The 23512-nt window shown below is 62.5% G+C and carries 14 protein-coding genes, 2 tRNA genes and 3 rRNA genes; 14 read left to right on the top strand and 5 right to left on the bottom strand.

All coding sequences use genetic code 11. The features are described from left to right. The first annotated feature begins 78 nt into the window (after nt 1–78). The 7 genes from V6Z91_RS06335 (at nt 79) to V6Z91_RS06305 (ending at nt 8270) form a co-directional block, all read left to right on the top strand. Nucleotides 79–1609 (top strand): 16S ribosomal RNA (locus V6Z91_RS06335). A 93-nt stretch (nt 1610–1702) separates the two neighbouring features. Continuing rightward, nucleotides 1703–1779 (top strand) — tRNA-Ile (locus tag V6Z91_RS06330). Between the two features lie 20 nt (nt 1780–1799). Next, nucleotides 1800–1875: transfer RNA gene (locus V6Z91_RS06325), tRNA-Ala, on the top strand. Between the two features lie 218 nt (nt 1876–2093). Continuing rightward, nucleotides 2094–4967, top strand: a 23S ribosomal RNA gene (locus V6Z91_RS06320). A gap of 112 nt (nt 4968–5079) precedes the next feature. Further along, nucleotides 5080–5192, top strand: a 5S ribosomal RNA gene (rrf, locus tag V6Z91_RS06315). The 16S, 23S and 5S rRNA genes sit together here with 2 tRNA genes alongside, the layout of an rRNA operon. Nucleotides 5193–5568: 376 nt before the next feature. Then, the gene (locus V6Z91_RS06310; protein ID WP_338768085.1) at nt 5569–6468 is read left to right on the top strand and encodes a phosphatidate cytidylyltransferase; all 900 of its coding nucleotides are present in this window, start codon (nt 5569–5571) and stop codon (nt 6466–6468) included. Between the two features lie 23 nt (nt 6469–6491). After that, entirely contained in the window at nt 6492–8270 is a 1779-nt protein-coding gene (locus tag V6Z91_RS06305; RefSeq protein ID WP_338768081.1) for a bifunctional alpha/beta hydrolase/class I SAM-dependent methyltransferase, read from the top strand. Here the strand turns inward: V6Z91_RS06305 and V6Z91_RS06300 are convergent. Together V6Z91_RS06300 and V6Z91_RS06295 are read right to left on the bottom strand one after the other, a co-directional pair. Further along, the gene (locus tag V6Z91_RS06300; protein WP_338768079.1) at nt 8221–8838 is read right to left on the bottom strand and encodes a CDP-alcohol phosphatidyltransferase family protein; all 618 of its coding nucleotides are present in this window, start codon (nt 8836–8838) and stop codon (nt 8221–8223) included. The two genes, V6Z91_RS06305 and V6Z91_RS06300, sit on opposite strands and share 50 nt — an antisense overlap. After that, nucleotides 8814–10031, bottom strand: a complete 1218-nt coding sequence (locus V6Z91_RS06295; protein ID WP_338768077.1) for a phosphatase PAP2/dual specificity phosphatase family protein — start codon at nt 10029–10031, stop codon at nt 8814–8816. Before V6Z91_RS06295 ends, V6Z91_RS06300 begins: the two co-directional genes overlap by 25 nt. Before the next feature lie 18 nt (nt 10032–10049). Between V6Z91_RS06295 and V6Z91_RS06290 the strand changes: the two genes are divergently transcribed. Both V6Z91_RS06290 and V6Z91_RS06285 read left to right on the top strand, forming a co-directional pair. Continuing rightward, nucleotides 10050–11090 (top strand): patatin-like phospholipase family protein, encoded by a 1041-nt coding sequence (locus tag V6Z91_RS06290; protein ID WP_338768075.1) that lies wholly within the window; start codon nt 10050–10052, stop codon nt 11088–11090. Nucleotides 11091–11098: 8 nt separating this feature from the next. Beyond that, complete coding sequence (locus V6Z91_RS06285; protein ID WP_338768073.1) at nt 11099–11818, top strand: SDR family NAD(P)-dependent oxidoreductase; 720 nt, start codon at nt 11099–11101, stop codon at nt 11816–11818. A 44-nt stretch (nt 11819–11862) separates the two neighbouring features. On the opposite strand, the gene V6Z91_RS06280 is transcribed toward V6Z91_RS06285, so the two are convergent. Next, nucleotides 11863–12411, bottom strand: a complete 549-nt coding sequence (locus V6Z91_RS06280; RefSeq protein ID WP_338768071.1) for an acyloxyacyl hydrolase — start codon at nt 12409–12411, stop codon at nt 11863–11865. Between the two features lie 194 nt (nt 12412–12605). Between V6Z91_RS06280 and V6Z91_RS06275 the strand changes: the two genes are divergently transcribed. Continuing rightward, nucleotides 12606–13454 (top strand): NAD(P)-dependent oxidoreductase, encoded by an 849-nt coding sequence (locus tag V6Z91_RS06275; RefSeq protein WP_338771752.1) that lies wholly within the window; start codon nt 12606–12608, stop codon nt 13452–13454. Nucleotides 13455–13626: 172 nt separating this feature from the next. Here the strand turns inward: V6Z91_RS06275 and V6Z91_RS06270 are convergent, their stop codons facing one another. Then, nucleotides 13627–14820, bottom strand: coding sequence for a M20 aminoacylase family protein (locus V6Z91_RS06270; RefSeq protein ID WP_338768068.1), 1194 nt, complete (start codon nt 14818–14820; stop codon nt 13627–13629). A gap of 178 nt (nt 14821–14998) precedes the next feature. Here V6Z91_RS06270 and V6Z91_RS06265 point away from each other — a divergent pair, with 178 nt between their 5' ends. The 4 genes from V6Z91_RS06265 to V6Z91_RS06250 all read left to right on the top strand — a co-directional run bounded on the left by V6Z91_RS06265 (nt 14999) and on the right by V6Z91_RS06250 (nt 21928). Beyond that, a complete protein-coding gene (locus tag V6Z91_RS06265; RefSeq protein ID WP_338768065.1) occupies nt 14999–17074 on the top strand; it encodes a molybdopterin oxidoreductase family protein in 2076 nt (691 codons plus the stop codon). Nucleotides 17075–17083: 9 nt separating this feature from the next. After that, nucleotides 17084–18250, top strand: a complete 1167-nt coding sequence (locus V6Z91_RS06260; RefSeq protein WP_338768062.1) for an aminopeptidase — start codon at nt 17084–17086, stop codon at nt 18248–18250. 265 nt (nt 18251–18515) lie between these two features. Further along, the gene (locus tag V6Z91_RS06255) at nt 18516–20213 is read left to right on the top strand and encodes a long-chain-fatty-acid--CoA ligase (RefSeq protein WP_338768059.1); all 1698 of its coding nucleotides are present in this window, start codon (nt 18516–18518) and stop codon (nt 20211–20213) included. A 44-nt stretch (nt 20214–20257) separates the two neighbouring features. Continuing rightward, nucleotides 20258–21928 (top strand): long-chain fatty acid--CoA ligase, encoded by a 1671-nt coding sequence (locus V6Z91_RS06250; RefSeq protein WP_338768057.1) that lies wholly within the window; start codon nt 20258–20260, stop codon nt 21926–21928. Nucleotides 21929–21934: 6 nt separating this feature from the next. Here the strand turns inward: V6Z91_RS06250 and V6Z91_RS06245 are convergent, their stop codons facing one another. Beyond that, complete coding sequence (locus V6Z91_RS06245; RefSeq protein ID WP_338768054.1) at nt 21935–23512, bottom strand: alkaline phosphatase D family protein; 1578 nt, start codon at nt 23510–23512, stop codon at nt 21935–21937.

Below are 23512 nucleotides of genomic sequence, written 5' to 3'. Positions count from 1 at the left end.
AAACGTAATCATCTTCGGATGATTCGTCAGTATTTTGAGTGAATGACCCTCGGCAGCAATGCCGAGACAACAGAGATTAAACTGAAGAGTTTGATCCTGGCTCAGATTGAACGCTGGCGGCATGCTTTACACATGCAAGTCGAACGGCAGCGCGGGCTTCGGCCTGGCGGCGAGTGGCGAACGGGTGAGTAATATATCGGAACGTGCCCAAGAGTGGGGGATAACGTAGCGAAAGTTACGCTAATACCGCATACGATCTATGGATGAAAGCAGGGGACCGCAAGGCCTTGTGCTCCTGGAGCGGCCGATATCTGATTAGCTAGTTGGTGAGGTAAAGGCTCACCAAGGCGACGATCAGTAGCTGGTCTGAGAGGACGACCAGCCACACTGGAACTGAGACACGGTCCAGACTCCTACGGGAGGCAGCAGTGGGGAATTTTGGACAATGGGGGCAACCCTGATCCAGCAATGCCGCGTGAGTGAAGAAGGCCTTCGGGTTGTAAAGCTCTTTTGTCAGGGAAGAAAAGGGTGCGGCTAATATCCGTACCTCATGACGGTACCTGAAGAATAAGCACCGGCTAACTACGTGCCAGCAGCCGCGGTAATACGTAGGGTGCAAGCGTTAATCGGAATTACTGGGCGTAAAGCGTGCGCAGGCGGTTTTGTAAGTCTGACGTGAAATCCCCGGGCTTAACCTGGGAATGGCGTTGGAGACTGCAAGGCTGGAATCTGGCAGAGGGGGGTAGAATTCCACGTGTAGCAGTGAAATGCGTAGAGATGTGGAGGAACACCGATGGCGAAGGCAGCCCCCTGGGCTAAGATTGACGCTCATGCACGAAAGCGTGGGGAGCAAACAGGATTAGATACCCTGGTAGTCCACGCCCTAAACGATGTCTACTAGTTGTTGGGTCTTAATTGACTTAGTAACGCAGCTAACGCGTGAAGTAGACCGCCTGGGGAGTACGGTCGCAAGATTAAAACTCAAAGGAATTGACGGGGACCCGCACAAGCGGTGGATGATGTGGATTAATTCGATGCAACGCGAAAAACCTTACCTACCCTTGACATGTCAGGAATCCTCGAGAGATCGGGGAGTGCCCGAAAGGGAACCTGAACACAGGTGCTGCATGGCTGTCGTCAGCTCGTGTCGTGAGATGTTGGGTTAAGTCCCGCAACGAGCGCAACCCTTGTCATTAGTTGCTACGAAAGGGCACTCTAATGAGACTGCCGGTGACAAACCGGAGGAAGGTGGGGATGACGTCAAGTCCTCATGGCCCTTATGGGTAGGGCTTCACACGTCATACAATGGTACATACAGAGGGCCGCCAACCCGCGAGGGGGAGCTAATCCCAGAAAGTGTATCGTAGTCCGGATTGTAGTCTGCAACTCGACTACATGAAGTTGGAATCGCTAGTAATCGCGGATCAGCATGTCGCGGTGAATACGTTCCCGGGTCTTGTACACACCGCCCGTCACACCATGGGAGCGGGTTTTACCAGAAGTAGGTAGCTTAACCGCAAGGAGGGCGCTTACCACGGTAGGATTCGTGACTGGGGTGAAGTCGTAACAAGGTAGCCGTATCGGAAGGTGCGGCTGGATCACCTCCTTTCTAGAGTAGGCACTGACCGCAAGGTCGTGCATCAAACGCTCACACTTATCGACTGTCGAATGAAGAAGAAACAGTAGCACCGCAAGATCATGCGGGTCTGTAGCTCAGCTGGTTAGAGCACCGTGTTGATAACGCGGGGGTCGTTGGTTCGAGCCCAACCAGACCCACCACGTATTGCACAGAAATCCTTGGGGGATTAGCTCAGCTGGGAGAGCACCTGCTTTGCAAGCAGGGGGTCGTCGGTTCGATCCCGTCATCCTCCACCAACGCATCTGCGTAAGATATCAAACGTAAGCACAAGATGTTTAGGTTTGATCTTTTAGAGATCTAAGCTGTTTCGTTCTTTAACAATCTGGATGAAGTAAAGTTTTATTAAGCGTGGATCGAAAGATTCACACTTAGGGTAGTGTTCGAAAGAACGCATACAAAAACTCATCAAACACAGTAGTAAATGCATTTGAAGCTATAGCCGTCAAGGTTATAGGGACAAGTGACTAAGTGCACATGGCGGATGCCTTGGCGATTACAGGCGATGAAGGACGTAGTAGTCTGCGATAAGCTTCGGGGAGCTGACAAACGAGCTTTGATCCGAAGATTTCCGAATGGGGAAACCCACCCTTTCAGGGTATCACTCACTGAATACATAGGTGTGTGAGGCGAACGCGGCGAACTGAAACATCTAAGTAGCTGCAGGAAAAGAAATCAACCGAGATTCCCAAAGTAGTGGCGAGCGAAATGGGAAGAGCCTGTACGTGATAGTCGGACTGATAGTGGAAGCCTCTGGAAATAGGCGCCATAGCGGGTGATAGCCCCGTACACGAAATCAGACCGGTGGTACTAAGCGTACGACAAGTAGGGCGGGACACGAGAAATCCTGTCTGAATATGGGGGGACCATCCTCCAAGGCTAAATACTCGTAATCGACCGATAGTGAACCAGTACCGTGAGGGAAAGGCGAAAAGAACCCCGGGAGGGGAGTGAAATAGATCCTGAAACCGTGTGCATACAAACAGTCGGAGCGGACTTGTTCCGTGACGGCGTACCTTTTGTATAATGGGTCAGCGACTTACATTCAGTAGCGAGGTTAACCATATAGGGGAGCCGTAGAGAAATCGAGTCCGAACAGGGCGTCAGTTGCTGGGTGTAGACCCGAAACCAAGTGATCTATCCATGGCCAGGTTGAAGGTGCGGTAACACGCACTGGAGGACCGAACCCACTAATGTTGAAAAATTAGGGGATGAGCTGTGGATAGGGGTGAAAGGCTAAACAAACTTGGAAATAGCTGGTTCTCTCCGAAAACTATTTAGGTAGTGCCTCAAGTATCACCATCGGGGGTAGAGCACTGTTATGGCTAGGGGGTCATCGCGACTTACCAAACCATTGCAAACTCCGAATACCGATGAGTGCGAGCTTGGGAGACAGACGTCGGGTGCTAACGTCCGGCGTCAAGAGGGAAACAACCCAGACCGCCAGCTAAGGTCCCAAAGATTGGCTAAGTGGAAAACGAAGTGGGAAGGCTAAAACAGTCAGGATGTTGGCTTAGAAGCAGCCATCATTTAAAGAAAGCGTAATAGCTCACTGATCGAGTCGTCCTGCGCGGAAGATGTAACGGGGCTAAGCCAGTCACCGAAGCTGCGGATATCCGTAAGGATATGGTAGGAGAGCGTTCTGTAAGCCTGCGAAGGTGGCTTGTAAAGGCTGCTGGAGGTATCAGAAGTGCGAATGCTGACATGAGTAGCGATAATGCGGGTGAAAAGCCCGCACGCCGTAAGCCCAAGGTTTCCTGTTCAACGTTCATCGGAGCAGGGTGAGTCGGCCCCTAAGGCGAGGCAGAGATGCGTAGCTGATGGGAAGCAGGTTAATATTCCTGCACCGTCGTATGATGCGATGGGGGGACGGATCGCGGAAGGTTGTCTGACTGTTGGAATAGTCAGTTTCTGGTTCATAGAAGGTGCTTAGGCAAATCCGGGCACATAATTCAAGGGACTGGGACGAAGGGTCATTGACCCTGAAGCAATCGGAAGTGGTTCCAAGAAAAGCCTCTAAGCTTCAGTCATACGAGACCGTACCGCAAACCGACACAGGTGGGCGAGATGAGTATTCTAAGGCGCTTGAGAGAACTCGGGAGAAGGAACTCGGCAAATTGGTACCGTAACTTCGGGAAAAGGTACGCCCCGGTAGCTTGACTGCTTTACTGCAGAAGGGTGAAAGGGTTGCAATAAAATGGTGGCTGCGACTGTTTAATAAAAACACAGCACTCTGCAAACACGAAAGTGGACGTATAGGGTGTGACGCCTGCCCGGTGCTGGAAGATTAAATGATGGGGTGCAAGCTCTTGATTGAAGTCCCAGTAAACGGCGGCCGTAACTATAACGGTCCTAAGGTAGCGAAATTCCTTGTCGGGTAAGTTCCGACCTGCACGAATGGCGTAACGATGGCCACACTGTCTCCTCCCGAGACTCAGCGAAGTTGAAGTGTTTGTGATGATGCAATCTACCCGCGGCTAGACGGAAAGACCCCATGAACCTTTACTGTAGCTTTGCATTGGACTTTGAACCAATCTGTGTAGGATAGGTGGGAGGCTTTGAAGCGGGGACGCCAGTTCTCGTGGAGCCAACCTTGAAATACCACCCTGGTTTGTTTGAGGTTCTAACCTTGGTCCGTTATCCGGATCGGGGACAGTGCATGGTAGGCAGTTTGACTGGGGCGGTCTCCTCCTAAAGTGTAACGGAGGAGTTCGAAGGTACGCTAGGTACGGTCGGACATCGTGCTAATAGTGCAATGGCATAAGCGTGCTTAACTGCGAGACCGACAAGTCGAGCAGGTACGAAAGTAGGACATAGTGATCCGGTGGTTCTGTATGGAAGGGCCATCGCTCAACGGATAAAAGGTACTCTGGGGATAACAGGCTGATTCCTCCCAAGAGTTCATATCGACGGGGGAGTTTGGCACCTCGATGTCGGCTCATCACATCCTGGGGCTGTAGCCGGTCCCAAGGGTATGGCTGTTCGCCATTTAAAGTGGTACGTGAGCTGGGTTTAAAACGTCGTGAGACAGTTTGGTCCCTATCTGCCGTGGGCGTTGGAAATTTGAAGGGGGCTGCTCCTAGTACGAGAGGACCGGAGTGGACGAACCTCTGGTGTACCGGTTGTCACGCCAGTGGCATTGCCGGGTAGCTAAGTTCGGAAGAGATAACCGCTGAAAGCATCTAAGCGGGAAACTTGCCTTAAGATGAGATTTCCCGGAGCCTTGAGCTCCTTGAAGGGTCGTTCGAGACCAGGACGTTGATAGGTCAGGTGTGGAAGTGCAGTAATGCATTAAGCTAACTGATACTAATTGCCCGTACGGCTTGTCCCTATAACCTTGACGGTTATATCTGCATTTACTCTTGATGAGTACCCTAACTTTACTGAATCCAGATTGAGGTTCGTTGCTGCTCCACTGAGAGCAACGCACCGTACAAGTCATGCCTGATGACCATAGCAAGTCGGTCCCACCCCTTCCCATCCCGAACAGGACCGTGAAACGACTTTGCGCCGATGATAGTGCTGCAACCAGTGTGAAAGTAGGTTATCGTCAGGCTGTTATTCCGAGAAAAGCCCGTAGCGTGATCGCTGCGGGCTTTTTTCATTTTTGCGTCGCCTCATCCGTGCGTAACCTCCGCTCCGAGCCGTCGAATGCGCCGATCGTTCGGCCGGGCCCTGCCCGACCTTATGGAATCGCTGGCTGTCCAGGCCCACGTCTGTTCGGCCGAACTCCCCAGCCTTGCTGAAAAAAAACGTTGCGTAATAGCAGCGGCGTTCATATTCCTTCCTTCACCTTTGATAATATGCTTGGCAGGGCCCGTTTCGAACATTGAAAATCGAGAACAGCCTCTATTCGAATCTGCCGATTTCCCGTCTCCACGCCAGCCACTGCGCTTACTATAATGACGGGTTGTCAACATCACCAGACCTCCATGCTGCCGTTTATCTCTTCCGGATCACAGATCGGTATTGCCATGACGGCACTCTATGGCTTGCTCGGCATTACGTCTCTTGTGGTACAGCGGGTTGCGGCACCGACCGGCAGTTTGCGTTCCCAGGTGAATGCCTGGTGGCGGATTTTTCCGATCGTAACGCTCGCCCTCTTGCTGTACCCCTTTGGCCTGTGGGCACTGGCTGGGCTGATCTGCCTGCTGGCCATCCGAGAACTGGCGCCGTATGGTGAGGAAGCAGCGCCGCGCTTCCGCCACAACGCTGCCCTGGCCGTCGTCATCGTCGGTATCGTGCAATGGCTGTCGCCTGCCGTGTTACCGGTGTTGCTGCCCGTGCTCATCGTTGCGCAGCTCCTGCTGTTCCAGATCGAGCGGTGCACGTCGCACCTCGTGTACTTGCTGCTCTGGCTGACGATAGCCACGGCATGGACGCTCGTGCAGTTCATTCACCTGCCGCTCGGCCAGGACGCAAGCCTGGCATGGCTGTTCTACCTCTTCATCGTCACGGCGCTCAACGATATTGGCCAGTTCGTTGCCGGCAGGTTGTTCGGGAACCGCAAGATCGCGCCGACGATCAGCCCGAACAAGACATGGCAGGGCCTGCTCGGCGGTCTCGTTGTCTCGCAACTCGTCACGCTCGCTCTGGGCACCCACCTGCAACTCGGTACACCTGGCAGATTGGCCATCTACGCGCTGCTGCTCTCGGTCGGCGGCTTCTTCGGCGACCTGATGTTTTCGGCCGCGAAGCGCTGCCTCGGCATCAAGGACTTCTCGCAGCTGATTCCCGGCCACGGCGGCATCCTCGACCGTATCGACAGTCTCGTGGTCACCGCGCCGCTGCTGTACGTCCTGCTCATCACATTGGAAGGTGCAACCTCATGAAAAGCGAACATCCCGCAGCTTGGGTGACATCGGAATCCGGCTTCGACGCCGCCGACGGTACCCGGCTCTTCTACCGCGCATGGCAACCGAAGGCAGCGCGCAGCGATGGCGCGCAGCGCGCCCTCGTGTTCCTGCACCGTGGCCACGAGCACTCGGGCCGTATCGCGCAACTGGTCGAGAGCTTTGGCTGCCAGCAGGACTGGGCGTTCGCATACGACGCGCGCGGCCATGGCCATTCGCCGGGCGAGCGCGGTGCCGCGCCGGACTTTGCCACGCTGGTTCGGGACCTGGACGACTTCGTGGCGCACATCGCGCAACGCCACGGCATCGCGCGGGAGAACATGCTGGTGGTGGCGAACAGCGTCGGTGCCGTCGTGGCGGCCACCTGGGTACATGACTATGCACCGCGCATCCGTGGCCTCATCATGGCGGCGGCCGCATTCCAGATCAAGCTGTACGTGCCGCTGGCGAAACCGGCGCTGCGTTTTGCGCGGCGTTTCAAGCCGGACCTGTTCGTGACCAGCTATATCCGCCCAGGCATGCTGACGCATTCGCCCCAGGAAGCGACGGCCTACGCGGCAGACCCATTGATCGCCAAGAGCATTTCCGCGCAAATCCTGCTGGAGCTCGCGGACACGGCGAAGCGCATCGTCATGGATGCCGCGGCGATCGACGTTCCGGTCCTGATGCTGGTGGCCGACAAGGATTATGTGGTCCATGAAGCGCCGCAAAAAACCTTCTTCGAGCGCCTGTCGTCGCCGCTCAAGCGCTATGTCAGGCTGAGCGACTGCTATCATGCCGTCCTCTACGAGCGCGACATGGCGGCTGCCCTGGAGGCCAGCCGTGCCTTCATCGCCGACTGCTTTTCCACGGCGCCGCTGTCACCCGTCCACTATGTGCAGGCGGACAGCACGAGCGCCAGTGCCCGCACCTACGCGGCGCTGCAGCGCGACGACTACGGCAGTGCCGCCACGCGGGCATCCTATGCGGTGCAGCGCAAGATGCTGTCGATGCTCGGCTGGCTGAGCAACGGTATGCGCATCGGCTTGCGGCACGGATTCGACTCCGGCGCATCGCTCGACTACGTCTACCGCAACCAGGCCGGCGGCAAGCTGCTGTTCGGCGCGGTGATGGACCGCGGCTACCTCGATGCCGTCGGTTGGCGCGGCATCCGCGTGCGCAAGACGCAACTGCAGCAACTGCTCGCACAGCGCATCGCGGCCCATCCCGCTGCGCATTCCGCCGATGAACCGCTGCGCATCCTGGACATCGCCGCCGGTTCCGCGCGCTATGTGCTGGAAACGGTCAAGCGCTTCCAGGACCGCCATATCGAAGTAACCCTGTGCGACTACGAACAGCACAACGTGGACCGCGCACGGGAACTGGCGGCAAGCCTGGGGCTGCACGCCATGGTCGATTGCCGCCAGCGCGACGCATTCGACAGCACCAGCTACGGCGGGGAGGAGGGCAAGTACGATATCGCCGTGGTGTCCGGCCTGTATGAGCTGTTCAGCGACAATGCGATGGTGCTGCGCTCCCTGCGGGGCGTGGTGGCCAGCCTGAGGCCCGGCGGCTACCTCATCTACACCGCCCAGCCGTGGCACCCGCAGCTGGAGATGATCGCCGGCACGCTGACCAACCACCGCGGGGAACCGTGGCGCATGCGCCCCCGTCCGCAGGCCGAGATGGATGCGCTGGTGAGCGTGGCCGGTGCGGAAAAGCGTGGCACGCTGATCGGCGTGGACGGCATCTTCACCGTGTCGGTGGCACGGAAAGCCGCAGCGCCTGGCGCAGCCGGTTGAACACCGTCAGCACGGCCAGCAGCAGCACCACGCACAGCAAGCCGTTGCTCCACAAGGGGGCAACGCCCGAGCCGATCAGCAGGGCGATCACGCCGAACGCAAACGCGCGGTCGCTCTTGCCCATCGGCCCATCGAAGCGGCGCTCGACACCCACGCCATGGGCGAGCACGCCGGCGAATTCGGCCAGCAGCGCCACCACGACCAGCACCGTGACCAACGGCGCGGAAATGCCGGCCGCCAGCGCGAACGGCAGGTACAGCGCCGCATCGGAAACCTGGTCGCCCATCTCGTTGAGCAGCGCGCCCAGATTCGTCTTGTTTCCGGTTGCGGTGGCGAGCATGCCGTCGATCGCGTTCAACGCCATGCGCAGCAGCAGGAAGGCCGGCAGGCCGTACCAGAGGGCCGCGTTGCCGGGATGGAGCGCAAGCGCCACCCCATAGGCGCAGGACAGGAACATGGCTGCCAGCGTCACCTGGTTCGGCGTGGCGCCCGCGCGGGCGAAGGAGAGCAGGGCGGGGCGCAGCAACTGCTGGAAGCGTGGTTTCAGCTGGTAGATCGAGAAAGGCATCGTTGGGTTTTCCTTGCATGGAGACGGGCGATGAAACGGCTGCGACTGTAACCCATTGCGCAGTGGAGGAAAACAGGGCGGCCCTGCGCGTGCTGCTCCGCGACCAGCGCCAGCACCGCACGTACCTCCGACGGCCGCGGCGCATGCAGGTCGAGCAGCGGCGCATGCCGGTAATGGATGCCACGCAGCGCCCGCACTTCCGGCAGTTCCGGCGACAGGTCGATCACGCAGCAATCGTTCGGCAGGCGCCGCGCCTCCACGGGGGACAGGCGCCGGCCCACGAACAGCCCCGGCGCCTGCTGGGTGAACGCCGCGCCGCCCCGTTCGCGCAGGCGCACCAGCGCCCAAGTCAACAGGTAGCCGGCCAGGTAGGGCCAGTACAGCAGCCATGCCACCATCGAGTGGCGCCCGGCGCGCTTGCGCAGGAAATTGCTGTCGCGCCGCGCGTACGCGAGCGCCACCAGCAGCAGGCAGGCAGCGGCATACAGCGCCACCCAGCTGCCCAGCACGAACCAGCCGGCGTGCAGCGTGATGCCGGCGGCGATCGTGTAATGGAATGCCACCGTCGAGCGTCGCGTGGAGCCCGGCCGCACGAGCCGTGCCACGGCGGCACCGAGGGCCAGCCCCGCGACCACGTCGGCGACGTGGTGCTGCCACGTGAACAGCGTGCTGGCCGCCACCAGCACCAGCCATGCGGCCAGCGCGAGGCGCCGCCACCCCCGCACCAGTGGGCGCAATGCGAGCCAGAACAGCAGGCAGTACGCCACGTGCAGCGACGGCAGCTGGTTGTATGGCTGGTCGACCATTTCAAGGAAGCCGTAGGCCGCCGCCAGCAGCGGATCGTCGAGCGCCGGGCGGGCCAGCGTGAAGCGGGCCGGGAAGATGGCGAAGACCAGCGCCGCGATCACGGTCGCCGACGCCATGCGCCGGCCGGTCACGCGCAACTGCTCGGCGGTGGGCACCACCATGAACACGAGGGTGAAGAAGAGGGCGGACGTGGCATAGGGAACGATCATCCACGGCCAGAACGGCATGCCGGCCTCGAACGGCAGGGCCACGCTGTGCCGCAGCGGCGCGTGCGCGGCGATGACCTGGCTGAGCGGGTAGCACAGGCCGAACACGAGCCAGTTGAACAGCAGGTGGCCGGCGCGCACTCGGATCGATGGCAGCTTGCCTTGTGATTGAAATCGCATTTGGGCATTATGCAGGGCATGCAGAAACCGCATCAATACGCGCGTTGCCTGGTGCTGGCCGGTGGCGGCTTTCGCTTCGGCTATTACCTCGGCATCCATGCGGCGGCCGAGGAAACCGGCCACGCGCCGGATATCCTGCTGGCCAGCTGCGGTGGCGCCGTGGCGGCGGCGGCGATCGCCCGCCTGCCCGATGCGCAGGCGCGCAAGGCGTGGCTGGCCTCTCCGGAGGTGTACGGCTTCTTCGCCGGCGTGCAGTCGACCGCGCGCGCGGCGCCATGGCCGATGCTGGCCGGCGTCGCGCGGCGCTGGCTGCACCGCGCACAGGTCCCGGTCGTTCCCGACCTGTTCGACGATTACCTGTTCGACCTGCCGGCCCGCGTGCCGCTGCCCCCGCCGTCGGGTGCCGACGGACCGGCGGTGGCGATCGTCGGCGGCAAGCTGCTGTTCGGCCGCGAAGACGTGGGGCGGCCGCGCGGCGGCCGCGCGCTGTTCGCGGAAACCGTGTTCGCCGATGCGCGCGTGGCCGGCCTGCTGGACGGGATGACCGCGCCCGCTGCCGACCCGCGCTGGAGCGGTGGCGCCATCGCTCCCGGCCTGCACGTCGACGGCGCGATGCCCCTCGAGGACGCGGTGCGCACTTCGGTGGCCGACATGTTCTATTTCCGTTGCCACGCGCACGCGGGCTGCCATTACACGGGCGGCGTGATCGACCTGTTCCCGATCGAGCTGGCGCGGCGCCTGGCCGCCAGCGTGGCGATGGAGCGCAAGGGGCGGCTCAATCCCTGGCTGGTGTCGCCCGCCTGGCGTGCGGTGCTCGGCATCGATGGCGATGCGCGCTGGCGCGCGGTCCATGGGCAGCATGCCGACGTGTGGATCGATACGGCGGACATGGCGCAGGCGCTGCGTGGCCACGGCCTCAAGAAGGAAATCCGCTGGCGGCAGAACCGCATGCGCCTCGTCGCCCCCGCCTACGCGGCGTACCGTACCCAGGTCGAAGCGCAGTGGCAATACGGCTACCGGAAGGGACTGGCCGCCTTCACACGAAGTGGGAGTACATGAAAAGGATCATGATCATCGGCGGCACGCGCGGCATCGGCCTCGCGCTGGCCGAACACTATGCCGGGCAGGGCGCCACGCTGGCGGTGTGCGGGCGCGATGCCGCGCGTCTGGCCGGGCATCCATTGGCCAGCCACCCGCGAGTCTCGGTCGAAGAGGCCGACATCACCGACCGGGCGGCGCTGCGGCGCGCGATGGACGCGTTCGCGCCCATCGACCTGTTGATCGTCACCGCCGGGCAGTACACCGATGCCGCCGCCATCGCGGCGCAGCCGGAGGCCACGCTTCCGGTGCTGCGCACCAACGTCGGCGGCCTGTACGACGCCTTCGACATCGCCGCCGGCCACATGCGGCGGCAGGGGCCCGGCCACCTTGTCGCGGTCGCGTCGATCGCCGGGCTGCTGAGAGACTATCCAGGCGCCTCGCTGTACAGTGCCAGCAAGCGCGCCGCCATTGCCATTTGCGATACGTTCCGCAAAGCGCTGGAACCGTTCGGGATCGCCGTTACCGTCATTGTGCCGGGCTATGTCGACACGGCCCGGCTGCGCGAGCTGAACGGCGGCGATGCGAGCCGGAAGCCTTTTCTGCAAACCGAAGCGCAGGCGGTGCGGCGCATCGCGCAGGCCATCGAACGGCGCGCGGAGCGCTGCGTGTTTCCCTGGCAGTTGCACCTGCAGGTGCGGCTGTTCAACCTGCTGCCCCGGTCGCTGCGCGGGCTGCGCCGAAAATAAAGCCCGCACGCGGCGGGCTCCATGTTCGGCATGAGCGGACTGGATCAGAACCGGTAAGCCAGCTTGACCACGCCGTAATCGACACCGCTGTTCGGCTTCTTGATGCTGCCGTTCGAGAAGTGCTGCATCTTGACCGCCACTTCCCAGTTCTTGTTGAACACATAGCCGATGCCGATGTGGTCACCGAACTGGAAGGCGGTCGACAGGCGATCGTCGTTGTTGTTATAGGTTTCGGACATCAAGTGCGCGCCGATGCCGATCTCGGCATAGAAGCCCAGCTTGTTCTTGTTTTCGAAGCGGAACACGGGCGTGAAGCCGATGTCGCCGATGTGCTGCTTTTCGCCGGGCACATTGTTGTGCATGCGGCCTTGCCAATAGCCCACGCTTGCATCCCAGTAGCCGGTCAGGTGCGTATTGCCGGAATCAAACCAGCTCCAGTTCGGGTTCCAGTCCTTCGTGACGCCCACGCGCGCCATGCGGATTTTCGACGCGGTGGCGGCTTCGCCGTAGACACCATCCAGGAATTGGCCCTCGGCCGCGAATGCGGCCTGCGCCGCCAGCAATGCGGCCACGGCCGCGATCATTTTTTTCATGTTGACTCTTCTCTCAAGTGACATGCTGTATCCGTAGCGATACGGCAATCCGGTTATTGTAGCGATCTCTGCGGATTTAAGCTGAAGACCGCCTAAAGGATTAAAATCCCGGCAATAAAATTATTACGGAGCACGAAAAAGTGGGATTCTTGACGAAAATTGCCTTTCTCGGTATCGGCTTGATGGGAGAGCCGATGGTGCGCCGCCTGTTGCAGGCCGGCCTGCCGGTGCACGCGTGGAATCGTACCTTCAGCAAGGCCGAACGCCTCGCACCGGACGGAGCCGTGGCGGTGCCGGATCTGGCGGATGCCGTGCGCGATGCGGACATTGTCATCTCGATGCTGGAAGCGGGCCCCGTGGTGGGCCAGGTCATCGAGGCGGCATTGCCGGCCCTGAAGCCGGGCGCCCTGTGGATCGACATGAGTTCCACGCGCCAGTCCGAAGCCCAGGAATTCCACGCCCGCCTGCAGGCTGCAGGCTGCCGCTTCGTGGACGCCCCCGTGTCGGGCGGCGTGGGCGGCGCGCAGGCGGGAACGCTGGCAATCATGGCCGGTGGTGCCGAGGCCGATGTCGAGCATGCCCGCCCCGTGTTCGAAGCGATGGGGCGTGTCACCCGCGTCGGGCCGGCGGGTGCCGGGCAGGTGTCGAAGCTGTGCAATCAGCTGATCGTCGGTGGCACCCTCAATATCGTGGCGGAAGCGCTGCTGCTGGCCCAGGCCGCGGGCGCCGATCCGGCCGCCGTGCGCGCGGCGATACGCGGCGGTTTTGCCGAGAGCCGCATCCTCGACGTCCACGGCCAGCGTATGCTGGACAGGAATTTCCTGCCGGGCGGGCAGGTGACGACGCAATTGAAGGACCAGCACAACATCCTGGCCGCGGCGGCGGCGGCCGGCATCGCGCTGCCGGTCACCAGCCTGGTGACGGAGCGCTACGAATCGATCCAGGATGTGTATCCGCAAGCCGATCACTCGGCCGCGCTGCTGGCGCTGGAAAAGCTCAACTCCGGCCAGCGCGTGGGCGACGCGCCGGACCAGTTACCGTAGCGGCACGGCGGTTTCCACGCGCTGCACCCCGAAGCAATCGTCCCTTATGGCAGGCGGGAGTGCCGGGCGCCCGCGGCCCTGCTAACGTAGCGGTAGGGCGGTCTCGACAAGCCGCACCCAGAAGCAATCGTCCATCATGGCAGTGGGTTAGTGCCGGGCGCCCCCGGCCTCGCTAACGTAGCGGTAGGGCGGTCTCGACAAGTCTGACCCAGAAGCTGGCGCCGACCGGCAGCAGGTTGTCGTTGAAATCGTAGCTGCCGTTGTGCAGCACGCATGGCCCCAGGCCATGGCCGCCTTCGCGGTGGTCGCCATCGCCGTTGCCGATGAAGATATAGCAACCGGGCTTTTCCTGCAGGAAGAAGGCAAAGTCCTCGGCGCCCATCGTGGGCTCGGCATTGGCATCAACGTTCTGCTCGCCCACCACGGCCTTCATCACCTCGACGGCGAAGGCGGTTTCCTTCTCGTGGTTCACCAGCGGCGGGTAGTTGCGCTTGAACTCGAAGTCGACTTCCGCTTCGAAAGCGGCGGCGATGCCCTCGGCCAGCTCGCGCATGCGGCGCTCGACCAGGTCCAGCACCGGCGTGGTGAAGGTGCGCACCGTGCCCACCAGCTGCGCCGTGTCGGGAATCACATTGGTGGCGCTGCCGGCGTGGATTTGCGTGATCGACAGCACGGCCGTATCGAGCGGGCTCTTGTTGCGGGTAATGATGGTCTGCCAGGCCTGGGCGATCTGTACCGCGATCATCACGGGGTCGATGCCCTTGTGCGGCTGCGCGGCGTGCGCGCCCTTGCCGCGCACCGTCACGTGGAATTCGTTGGACGACGCCATCATCGGCCCCGTGCACACGTTCATCGTGCCCGCCGCGTAGCCGGGCCAATTGTGCATGCCGTAGATGGCTTCCATCGGGAAGCGCTCGAACAGGCCATCCTCGATCATCTTGCGGGCTCCGGCGCCGCCTTCCTCGGCCGGCTGGAACACCAGGTACACGGTACCGTCGAAATCGCGCTGCCGCGCCAGGTGATAGGCCGCGCCCAGCAGCATCGCCGTGTGCCCGTCATGGCCGCAAGCATGCATCTTGCCGGGGTGCCGCGAAGCGTGCGGGAAGGTATTTACTTCCTGCATCGGCAGCGCATCCATGTCGGCGCGCAGGCCGATCGCCCGGTCGGACGTGCCATTCTTGATGATGCCCACGAGGCCCGTCACGCCCAGGCCGCGCACGACGGGAATCCCCCACTCGGTCAGTTTCGCGGCCACGGCGTCGGACGTGCGCACTTCCTCGTAGGAGAGTTCCGGGTGCGCATGCAGGTCGCGGCGAATGTCCCGCAGCTCGGATTGGAAGGCAATGATCGGTTCTACAAGTTTCATCTGGCTCTCCAGTTGTTCTGTTGCGGCTCCGGTTCGGAGCGCAGGCGCCACAAACGTCGGTCAGCGCTGGTAAGCGAAGGAACATTGTAGCCTTTGTAACGCCGTCGAAGCCACCCCGCGCGGCTGCCTGCCAGATAGGCTACGATAGCGGATTGTCCTTCTCGTCTTACCGTATCCCATGACCGCTACCCAAGTGCGCGCGGCCTGCCCGCACGACTGCCCCGATACCTGCGCCATCCTCGTCACCGTCGAAAACGGCGTTGCCACCGAGATCAAGGGCGATCCCGACCATCCCACCACGGCCGGCGTGCTGTGCACGAAAGTGTCGCGCTACGCCGAGCGCACCTATTCGCCGGACCGGCTGCTGTACCCCATGCGCCGCGTCGGCAGGAAGGGCGAAGGCAAGTTCGAGCGCATCAGCTGGGACGAGGCGCTGGACGAGATCGCCGCGCGGCTGAAACCGCTGGCGGAAACGGCGCCGGAAGCGATCCTGCCCTACAGCTATTGCGGCACCATGGGCCTGCTGCAGGGTGAATCGATGTCGTCGCGCTTCTTCAACCAGCTGGGCGCCTCGCTGCTGGACCGCACGATCTGCGCGATGGCCGGGGCCACGGGCTACAAGTACACGGTCGGCGGCTCGATCGGCACCGACCTGGAGGAGTTTCAGAACGCGAAGCTGATCCTGATCTGGGGCGGCAATCCCATCGCCTCGAACCTGCACTTCTGGATGCGCGCGCAGGAAGCGAAGCGCCGCGGCGCCACGCTGGTGGCGATCGATCCCTACCGCTCGCTGACGGCCGAGAAATGCCACCTGCACATCGCGCCGATGCCGGGCACCGATGCGGCGCTGGCGCTGGGCATGATGCACGTGCTGATCGCCGAGAACCTCGTGGACGCCGACTATATCGCGCAATACACGCGGGGCTACGAGCAACTGAAGGAGCGCGTGGCCGAGTGGACGCCGGCCCGCACGGCCGCCACCTGCGGCATCCCCGAAGAACAGGTGCTGGAACTGGCGCGGCTCTATGGCAAGACGGCGCGCGATGGCGAACCGGTTGCGATCCGTGTCAACTATGGCGTGCAGCGCGTGCGCGGCGGCGGCATGGCGGTGCGCAATATCGCCTGCCTGCCGGCGCTGGTGGGCGCATGGCGCCACGCCGCCGGCGGCATCCAGTTGTCGACGTCCGGCTCCTTCCCCACCAACAAACCGGCGCTGCAGCGGCCCGACCTGTTGAAAAAGCTGCCCCGCACGATCAACATGACGACGATCGGCGACGACCTGCTGCGCCCCGCGTCACCGTCATTCGGCCCGCGCATCGACGCCGTCGTCGTCTACAACTCGAATCCGTTGGCGGTGGCGCCGGATTCGTCGAGGGTGCAGGCGGGATTCGCGCGCGAAGACCTGTTCACGGTGGTCCTGGAACACTTCCAGACCGATACCGTCGATTACGCGGACATCGTGCTGCCGGCCACCACGCAGCTCGAACACACGGACGCGCACCTGGCCTACGGCCACCTGTACATGATGGCCAATAACCCGGCCATCGCGCCCCTCGGCGAAGCCAAGCCGAACACCGAGATCTTCCGGCTGCTGGCAGAGCGCATGGGCTTCACGGACCCGTGCTTCGCGGAGACCGATGACGAACTGGCAGCGCAGGCGTTTCGAAAAGATGACGCAAGATCTATTCATTTTGACTGGGATTCATTGAAGAAGAAGGGCTGGGAAAAGCTGAACATGCCCGCCGCGCCATTTGCCTATGGCAAATTCCCCACACCTTCGGGAAAATGTGAGTTCTTTTCCGAAGCGATGCAGGCGGATGGCCTGGACCCCCTTCCGGCCTACATCGAAAACTATGAATCTGTGGCATCTACCCCCGATCTCGCGGCAAAATACCCGCTTGCGATGATATCTCCGCCGGCGCGCAACTTCCTGAACTCCACCTTTGTCAATGTGCAAAGCCTGCGCGCCACGGAGGGCGAGCCGCACCTCGACATGCATCCTGACGATGCAACAACACGTGGCATCAATCACGGCGATATGGTGCGCATCTTCAACGATCGTGGCTCGTTCGTGTGCAAGGCACGTGTAACGGAAAAGGCGCGGAAGGGCCTCGTGGTGGGCCTGTCGATCTGGTGGAAGAAGCTCGCGCGCGATGGCAAGAATGCCAACGAGGTGACCAGCCAGCGCCTGACCGACATGGGCCGCGCGCCGACTTTTTACGATACACTGGTTCAAGTCGAACGTGTCTCATGAGTAGGAAGCATGCGCAAGATTGCCCGTTTAAAAATCCGTGCCCGGTACCTCCTGGCAGGGCTTTCTTGCGCGGCCCTGCTTGCGGGTTGCGCGCAGGTCAAGTACTACTTCCAGGCGGCCCAGGGCCAGTATTCGCTGTGGTCCGATTCGCGGCCCATCGATGACTGGCTGGGCGATCCCAACACCGAACCGAAGCTGCGTGCGCGCCTGGAAAAGGCGGTCACGATCCGCAAGTTCGCCGTGCGCGAACTTGGTCTCCCCGATAATTCGAGCTACAAGCAGTACGCCGCCCTGAACCGCCCGTTCGTGCTGTGGAACGTGGTGGCCACGCCCGAACTGTCGCTGCGTTCGATCCAATGGTGCTTCCCGATTGCCGGCTGCGTGGCCTACCGCGGCTACTACAGCAAGGAGGACGCGATGGCGTACGCCGAGGAACTGCGCCAGGAGGGCGACGACGTGCAGGTCGGCGGCGTACCCGCCTATTCCACGCTGGGCTGGTTCAGCGATCCGCTGCTGTCGACCTTCATCAATTACTCCGACGCCGAACTGGCGCGCATGGTGTTCCACGAGCTGGCGCACCAGGTCGTCTACATTCCCGGCGATTCGCGCTTCAACGAGGCGTTCGCCTCGGCCGTGGAAGAAGCGGGTGTCGACCGCTGGCTCGAGTTGTACGGCAACGAGGCGATGCGCGAGGCATACGCCCGCTACAGCATGCGCCGCAAGGACTTCCTCGCGCTGCTGGTCAAGCATCGCCAGATGCTCTCCGACCTGTATGCCAGCAAGGCCAGCGTGAAGAAGAAGCGCGAGGGGAAGGCCCGCATCTTCGCCTCCCTGCACAAGGAATATGAAGTGCTGAAGGCGAGCTGGGGCGGTTACGCCGGCTATGACCGATTCTTCGCCGAAAAGCTGACGAATGCCCACCTGGCCGCCGTGGCCACCTATAATGATCTTCTGCCCGGCTTCAAGGCATTGCTGGCCCAGGAGAAGACCTTCCCGCGCTTCTATGCCGCAGTGCAGCGGATGAGCAATCTGCCATCCGTCGAGCGCGCCGAAAGGCTGGCGGAGCTCGCACGCTCCGCGGCGCCCGCCACCGTGACTGCGATGGCGGAGAATCCGGCGGCGAATTTGGGAACAAGCCCGGCAGGAAAGCAGGCTGAAACAGCCGGTGGCCACTGACCCGGCATCCAGAGGGATGCTGCACTGCCGCAGGCCGCTTCACTGGACCGCGGCTGTTCGAACGCCCACGGATGCCGGGGCAGGCCGCAAAAAGCGCTTGCACGCGGCCCTGCCTGTCGATAGCATCTTATCTTGCAGATAGTACGAGCGTTCGTTTTTCTGGAAGTCGACACCGCGACAGCCCGCCGGCCCTGTGCAGCCGGCGGCCCATGACAGCGGGGCGAGTCCGATCGCCCTGCAATAAAACGGAGACAAGAGGCACAGCATGGACAAGATCTGGTTGAAGTCGTACCCGCCCGGCGTTCCCTTTGATATCGATCCCGGCCAATACGGCAGCCTGGTGCACCTGCTGGAAGAATCGTTCCAGAAGTATGCGCGGCGCCGTGCGTTCGTGTGCATGGACAAGTCCATCACCTACGGCGAGCTCGACACCTATTCGAAGCGCATCGGCGCATGGCTGCAAAGCCGCGGCATGAAGCCCGGCGCCCGGGTGGCGCTGATGATGCCGAACGTGCTCCAGTATCCGATCGCGCTGGCCGCCGTGCTGCGCGCCGGCTATACGGTCGTCAATGTCAATCCGCTGTACACGCCGCGCGAGCTGGAGCACCAGCTCACCGACTCCGGCGCCGAGGCGATCGTCATCCTGGAAAACTTCGCCCGTACGCTCGAGCAGGTGCTGGACCGCACTGCGGTCAAGCACATCATCGTGGCCAGCATGGGCGAGATGCTGGGCATGGCCAAGGGCATGCTCGTCGACTTCGTCGTGCGCAACGTCAAGAAACTGGTGCCGCCGTATTCGTTGCCGAACGCGGTGCGCTTCAAGGAAGCGCTGTCGCACGCATCCGGCATGAAGCTGGTGCCGGTGGAATCGAACCACGACGACATCGCCTTCCTGCAATACACGGGCGGCACCACCGGTGTCTCGAAAGGGGCCTCGCTCACGCACAAGAACGTGATCGCCAACGTGCTGCAGGTGGAAGCATGGTCGCAGCCGGGCCTGGAGAAGGAACCACGCCCGGAAGAACTGACGATCGTGTGCGCGCTGCCGCTCTACCACATCTTCGCGCTCACGGCGTGCGCCATGTGGGGCATGCGCATGGGCGCGCTGAACATCCTGATTCCCAACCCGCGCGATATCGGCGGCTTCATCAAGGAGCTGGCCAAGTACAAGTTCAACACGCTGCCGGCCGTGAACACGCTGTACAACGCGCTGGTGAACCACCCCGACTTCCACCATCTCGATTTTTCCAGCCTGAGGCTCGCCCTCGGCGGCGGCATGGCCGTGCAGCAGGCCGTCAACGACAAATGGCTGAAGGCGACGGGCGTGGCGGTCATCGAAGGCTACGGCCTCTCCGAAACGGCACCCGTCGCCACCTGCAACCGTTCCGACAGCACGGCGTTCTCGGGCACGATCGGCCTGCCGATCCCGTCGACCGAGGTGACCATCCTGGACGACGACGGCAACGAGGTGCCGCTGGGCCAGGCCGGCGAGATCGCCATCCGCGGCCCGCAGGTGATGGCCGGCTACTGGAACCGGCCGGAGGAAACGGCCAAGGTGATGACCCCCGACGGCTACTTCAAGACGGGCGACGTGGGCGTCATGGATGAACGCGGCTATGTCAAAATCGTCGATCGCAAGAAGGACATGATCCTCGTCTCCGGCTTCAACGTTTATCCTAACGAGCTCGAAGCAGTGGTGGCTGCCCATCCGGGCGTGCTGGAAGTGGCCTGCATCGGCGTGCCGGATGCGCATTCCGGCGAAGCGGTGAAGCTGTACGTGGTGCGCAAGGATCCGAACCTGACGGTCGATGCGCTGATGGCCTATTGCAAGGAAAACCTGACCGGTTACAAGAAGCCGAAATACATCGAGTTCCGCGACGAACTCCCGAAAACGAATGTCGGCAAGATCCTGCGGCGTGTGCTGCGCGACGAAGTCACGGCCGGCAGCAAGGAAGCTGCATGACGTCCCCACAAGGGACGTACAGATAACGAAAGAAGAGGCACTGCATGGAAAAAATCTGGTTGAAATCCTACCCCGAAGGCGTACCCGCCGAGATCGACGTCTCGCAGTACACCTCGGTGACGCATCTGCTGGAGGAATCGTTTAGCAAGTATGCCGACGAGAAGGCATACGTGTGCATGGACAAGTTCCTCACCTATGCGCAGGTCGACCAGATGTCCCGCAAGTTCGGTGCCTGGCTGCAGAACAAAGGCCTGCAGAAGGGCGCCCGCGTGGCGATCATGCTGCCGAACGTGCTGCAATACCCGGTGGCGATGGCCGGCATCCTGCGTGCCGGCTACACGGTGGTCAACGTGAACCCGCTGTACACGCCGCGCGAGCTGGCGCACCAGTTGAAGGATTCCGGCGCGCAGGCCATCGTGGTGCTGGAAAACTTCGCGACCACGGTGCAGGAAGTGCTGCACGAATCGCCGGTCGAGCACGTGATCGTCGCCACGATGGGCGACCTGCTGGGCACCGTGAAGGGTGCGATCGTCAATCTCGTGGTGCGCCACGTGAAAAAGATGGTGCCGGCCTACTCGCTGCCGCGCGCCGTGTCGTTCAATCAGGTGCTGGCCGAAGGCGGCCGCATGACCTTGCAGCCGGTGAAAATCGGCCACGACGACATCGCCTTCCTGCAGTACACGGGCGGCACCACGGGCGTGTCGAAGGGCGCCGTGCTGCTGCACCGTAACGTGGTCGCCAACGTGTTGCAGAACGAAGCCTGGCTGCACATGGCGCCGCAGCAGGAGCAGGTGGTATTCGTGTGCGCGCTGCCGCTGTACCACATCTATTCGCTCACGATCAGCGCCTTCATGGGCATGCGCCTGGGCGGCCTGAACGTGCTGATTCCGAACCCGCGCGACATTCCCGGCTTCGTCAAGGAACTGGCGAAATACCGCGTCACCGTGTTCCCGGCCGTGAACACGCTGTACAACGCGCTGCTGAACAACCCGGACTTCGCCAAGCTCGACTTCTCCAGCTACAAGGTGTGCAACGGCGGCGGCATGGCCGTGCAGCAGGCCGTGGCCGACAAGTGGCTGAAGGTCACGGGCACGCCGATCATCGAGGGTTACGGCTTGTCGGAAACGTCGCCGGTCGCCACCGCGAACCGCGTGGACATCCGCGAATTCACGGGCACCATCGGCTTGCCGATCCCGTCCACCGAAGTGGCGATCCTGGATGACGACGGCAATCCCGTGCCCCTCGGCACCGCCGGCGAGATCGCCATCCGTGGCCCGCAGGTGATGGCAGGCTACTGGCAGCGGCCCGACGAGACGGCCCGGTCGATGACGCCCGACGGCTTCTTCAAGACCGGCGACGTGGGCATCATGGACGAGCGGGGCTACACCAAGATAGTCGACCGCAAGAAGGACATGATCATCGTCTCGGGCTTCAATGTGTACCCGAACGAAGTCGAAGGGGTGGTGGCCGCCCACCCGGGCGTGCTCGAATGCGCGTGCATCGGCGTGCCGGACAAGAACTCCGGCGAAGCCGTGAAACTGTTCGTGGTGCGCAAGGACCCGAACCTGACGGCCGAGACGCTGATGGACTTCTGCAAGACCGAGCTGACGGCGTACAAGAAGCCGAAGTACATCGAGTTCCGTGATGACTTGCCGAAGACGAATGTGGGCAAGATCCTGCGGCGGCAGTTGCGCGACGAGAAGAAAGCCGCCTGAAGGCCCCTAGCCTTCCATCACCCCTGGCTTCCCATCCTCCACCGCGAACCTGGCCAGCGTCTTCACCCCGCTGGCCTTGTCCCGCACATCGTCCAGTCCCTGGAAGAGCACGGAAGTGCGCTCCGGCGTGACTTCCATCAGCATGAACCCGCGCCGGTCGCTCCGCCCGTACCTGATGTGCGGGTTCATGGCTACGTACTGTGCCGTGCGTTCCTGCGGCCGTGAGCTCGACGTGATCGAGGTGCCGCAGAATTCCGTCGCCACCACCGGATTGCCCGTCGCGCGCGGGCGGGTCGGGTCGCGCCGCAGTTCGGCCGCGTAGAAGGTGTGCACGTCGCCGGACAGCACGAGGGGATTGGCTGCGCCGTTGGTGCGCAGCGCGTCCAGCAGCCGCTGGCGCGCGGCCGGGTAGCCGTCCCACCCATCGGTCCAGAAGCGGCCGTCGCTGGCGCGGCGGATTTCCACCTGCGACGACTGCGCCATCAGGGTCTGTTGCGCCAGCACGTTCCAGCGCGCCTTTGAATCCCCCAGGCCTTCGCGGAGCCATGCCTCCTGCGCGGAGCCCAGCATGGTACGGCGGCCATCGGCCAGCATCGCGCAGGCGTTGCGGTAGACGGAGTTGGAGCCGCCGCGGCTCGGCCGGGAGCAGGCCTGCGGCGAGCGGTACTGGCGGTTGTCCAGCACGTGGAAACGGGCCAGCGTGCCCCAGTCGTAGCGCTGGTACATGCGCACGTCGCGGAAACCGTTCGCCGTGAAGCGCAGCGGCTGGTGCTCGCAATAGGCCTGGTAGGCGGCGGCGCGGCGCGCCGCGAAATCGGGCGTCAGCAATTCGTCGCGCAGGCCGCCGTAGTCGTTGGCCACTTCATGGTCGTCCCACGTCATGATCCACGGCGCCGCGTGGTGCGCCGCCTGCAGGTCGCGGTCGCTCTTGTATTGCGCGTAGCGGGCGCGATACTGCTCCAGCGTGTAGCTTTCGTCGCGCCGCACCGCGCGCTGCGGGTGTTCGAGGCTGTAGGCGCCCCACTCGTAGATGTAGTCGCCGAGGAAGGCCACCAGGTCGGGCGCGGCCGCGGCGATGTGCCGCTGCGCCGCGTAGTGGCCGAATTCCCAATGCTGGCACGAGGCCACGGCCAGTTTCAATGACCGGGGCAGGGTGCCGGGCGCCGGTGCCGTACGGGTGCGGGCGACGGGGCTCACGGCATCGCCCAGCATGAAGCGGTACCAGTACCAGCGGTCCGGCCGCAAGCCTTTCACATCCACGTGCACGCTGTGCGCGAGAGCGGGATTGGCGGTGGCCGTGCCGCTGGCGGCAATGCGGCGGAAGCCCTCGTCCTCGGCGATTTCCCAGCGCACCGCGAACGCGACGGGCGGCGTGGCGCGGGCATCGAGCGGATCGAACAGAATGCGCGTCCACAGCACCACGCTGTCCGGCAAGGGCGCCCCGGAAGCCACGCCCAGCGTGAACGGATAGCGGCCGTTGCGGGGAGCGGCCGCGCGCGCGAGCGAAGGGCCGAGGGCGGCCAGGCCGGCCAGGCAGGCCACCCGCGCTCCCGTCAGCAGCAACTGCCGGCGGCCGCCGTCCAT

Origin of the sequence: Massilia sp. METH4, from assembly GCF_037094685.1 — a bacterium.
Lineage (GTDB): Bacteria > Pseudomonadota > Gammaproteobacteria > Burkholderiales > Burkholderiaceae_D > Rugamonas.
This window is presented reverse-complemented; position numbering and strand designations above follow the sequence as displayed.

Excerpts from the sequence above, each read along its gene's own strand:
- V6Z91_RS06265 (WP_338768065.1), top strand. The coding sequence starts at position 14,999 with ATGACCGCTACCCAAGTGCGCGCGGCCTGCCCGCACGACTGCCCCGAT.
- V6Z91_RS06260 (WP_338768062.1), top strand. The coding sequence starts at position 17,084 with ATGCGCAAGATTGCCCGTTTAAAAATCCGTGCCCGGTACCTCCTGGCA.
- V6Z91_RS06280 (WP_338768071.1), bottom strand. The coding sequence starts at position 12,411 with ATGAAAAAAATGATCGCGGCCGTGGCCGCATTGCTGGCGGCGCAGGCC.
- V6Z91_RS06295 (WP_338768077.1), bottom strand. The coding sequence starts at position 10,031 with ATGCGATTTCAATCACAAGGCAAGCTGCCATCGATCCGAGTGCGCGCC.
- V6Z91_RS06255 (WP_338768059.1), top strand. The coding sequence starts at position 18,516 with ATGGACAAGATCTGGTTGAAGTCGTACCCGCCCGGCGTTCCCTTTGAT.
- V6Z91_RS06270 (WP_338768068.1), bottom strand. The coding sequence starts at position 14,820 with ATGAAACTTGTAGAACCGATCATTGCCTTCCAATCCGAGCTGCGGGAC.
- V6Z91_RS06300 (WP_338768079.1), bottom strand. The coding sequence starts at position 8,838 with ATGCCTTTCTCGATCTACCAGCTGAAACCACGCTTCCAGCAGTTGCTG.
- V6Z91_RS06285 (WP_338768073.1), top strand. The coding sequence starts at position 11,099 with ATGATCATCGGCGGCACGCGCGGCATCGGCCTCGCGCTGGCCGAACAC.
- V6Z91_RS06250 (WP_338768057.1), top strand. The coding sequence starts at position 20,258 with ATGGAAAAAATCTGGTTGAAATCCTACCCCGAAGGCGTACCCGCCGAG.
- V6Z91_RS06275 (WP_338771752.1), top strand. The coding sequence starts at position 12,606 with ATGGTGCGCCGCCTGTTGCAGGCCGGCCTGCCGGTGCACGCGTGGAAT.
- V6Z91_RS06245 (WP_338768054.1), bottom strand. The coding sequence starts at position 23,512 with ATGGACGGCGGCCGCCGGCAGTTGCTGCTGACGGGAGCGCGGGTGGCC.
- V6Z91_RS06310 (WP_338768085.1), top strand. The coding sequence starts at position 5,569 with ATGCTGCCGTTTATCTCTTCCGGATCACAGATCGGTATTGCCATGACG.
- V6Z91_RS06290 (WP_338768075.1), top strand. The coding sequence starts at position 10,050 with ATGCAGAAACCGCATCAATACGCGCGTTGCCTGGTGCTGGCCGGTGGC.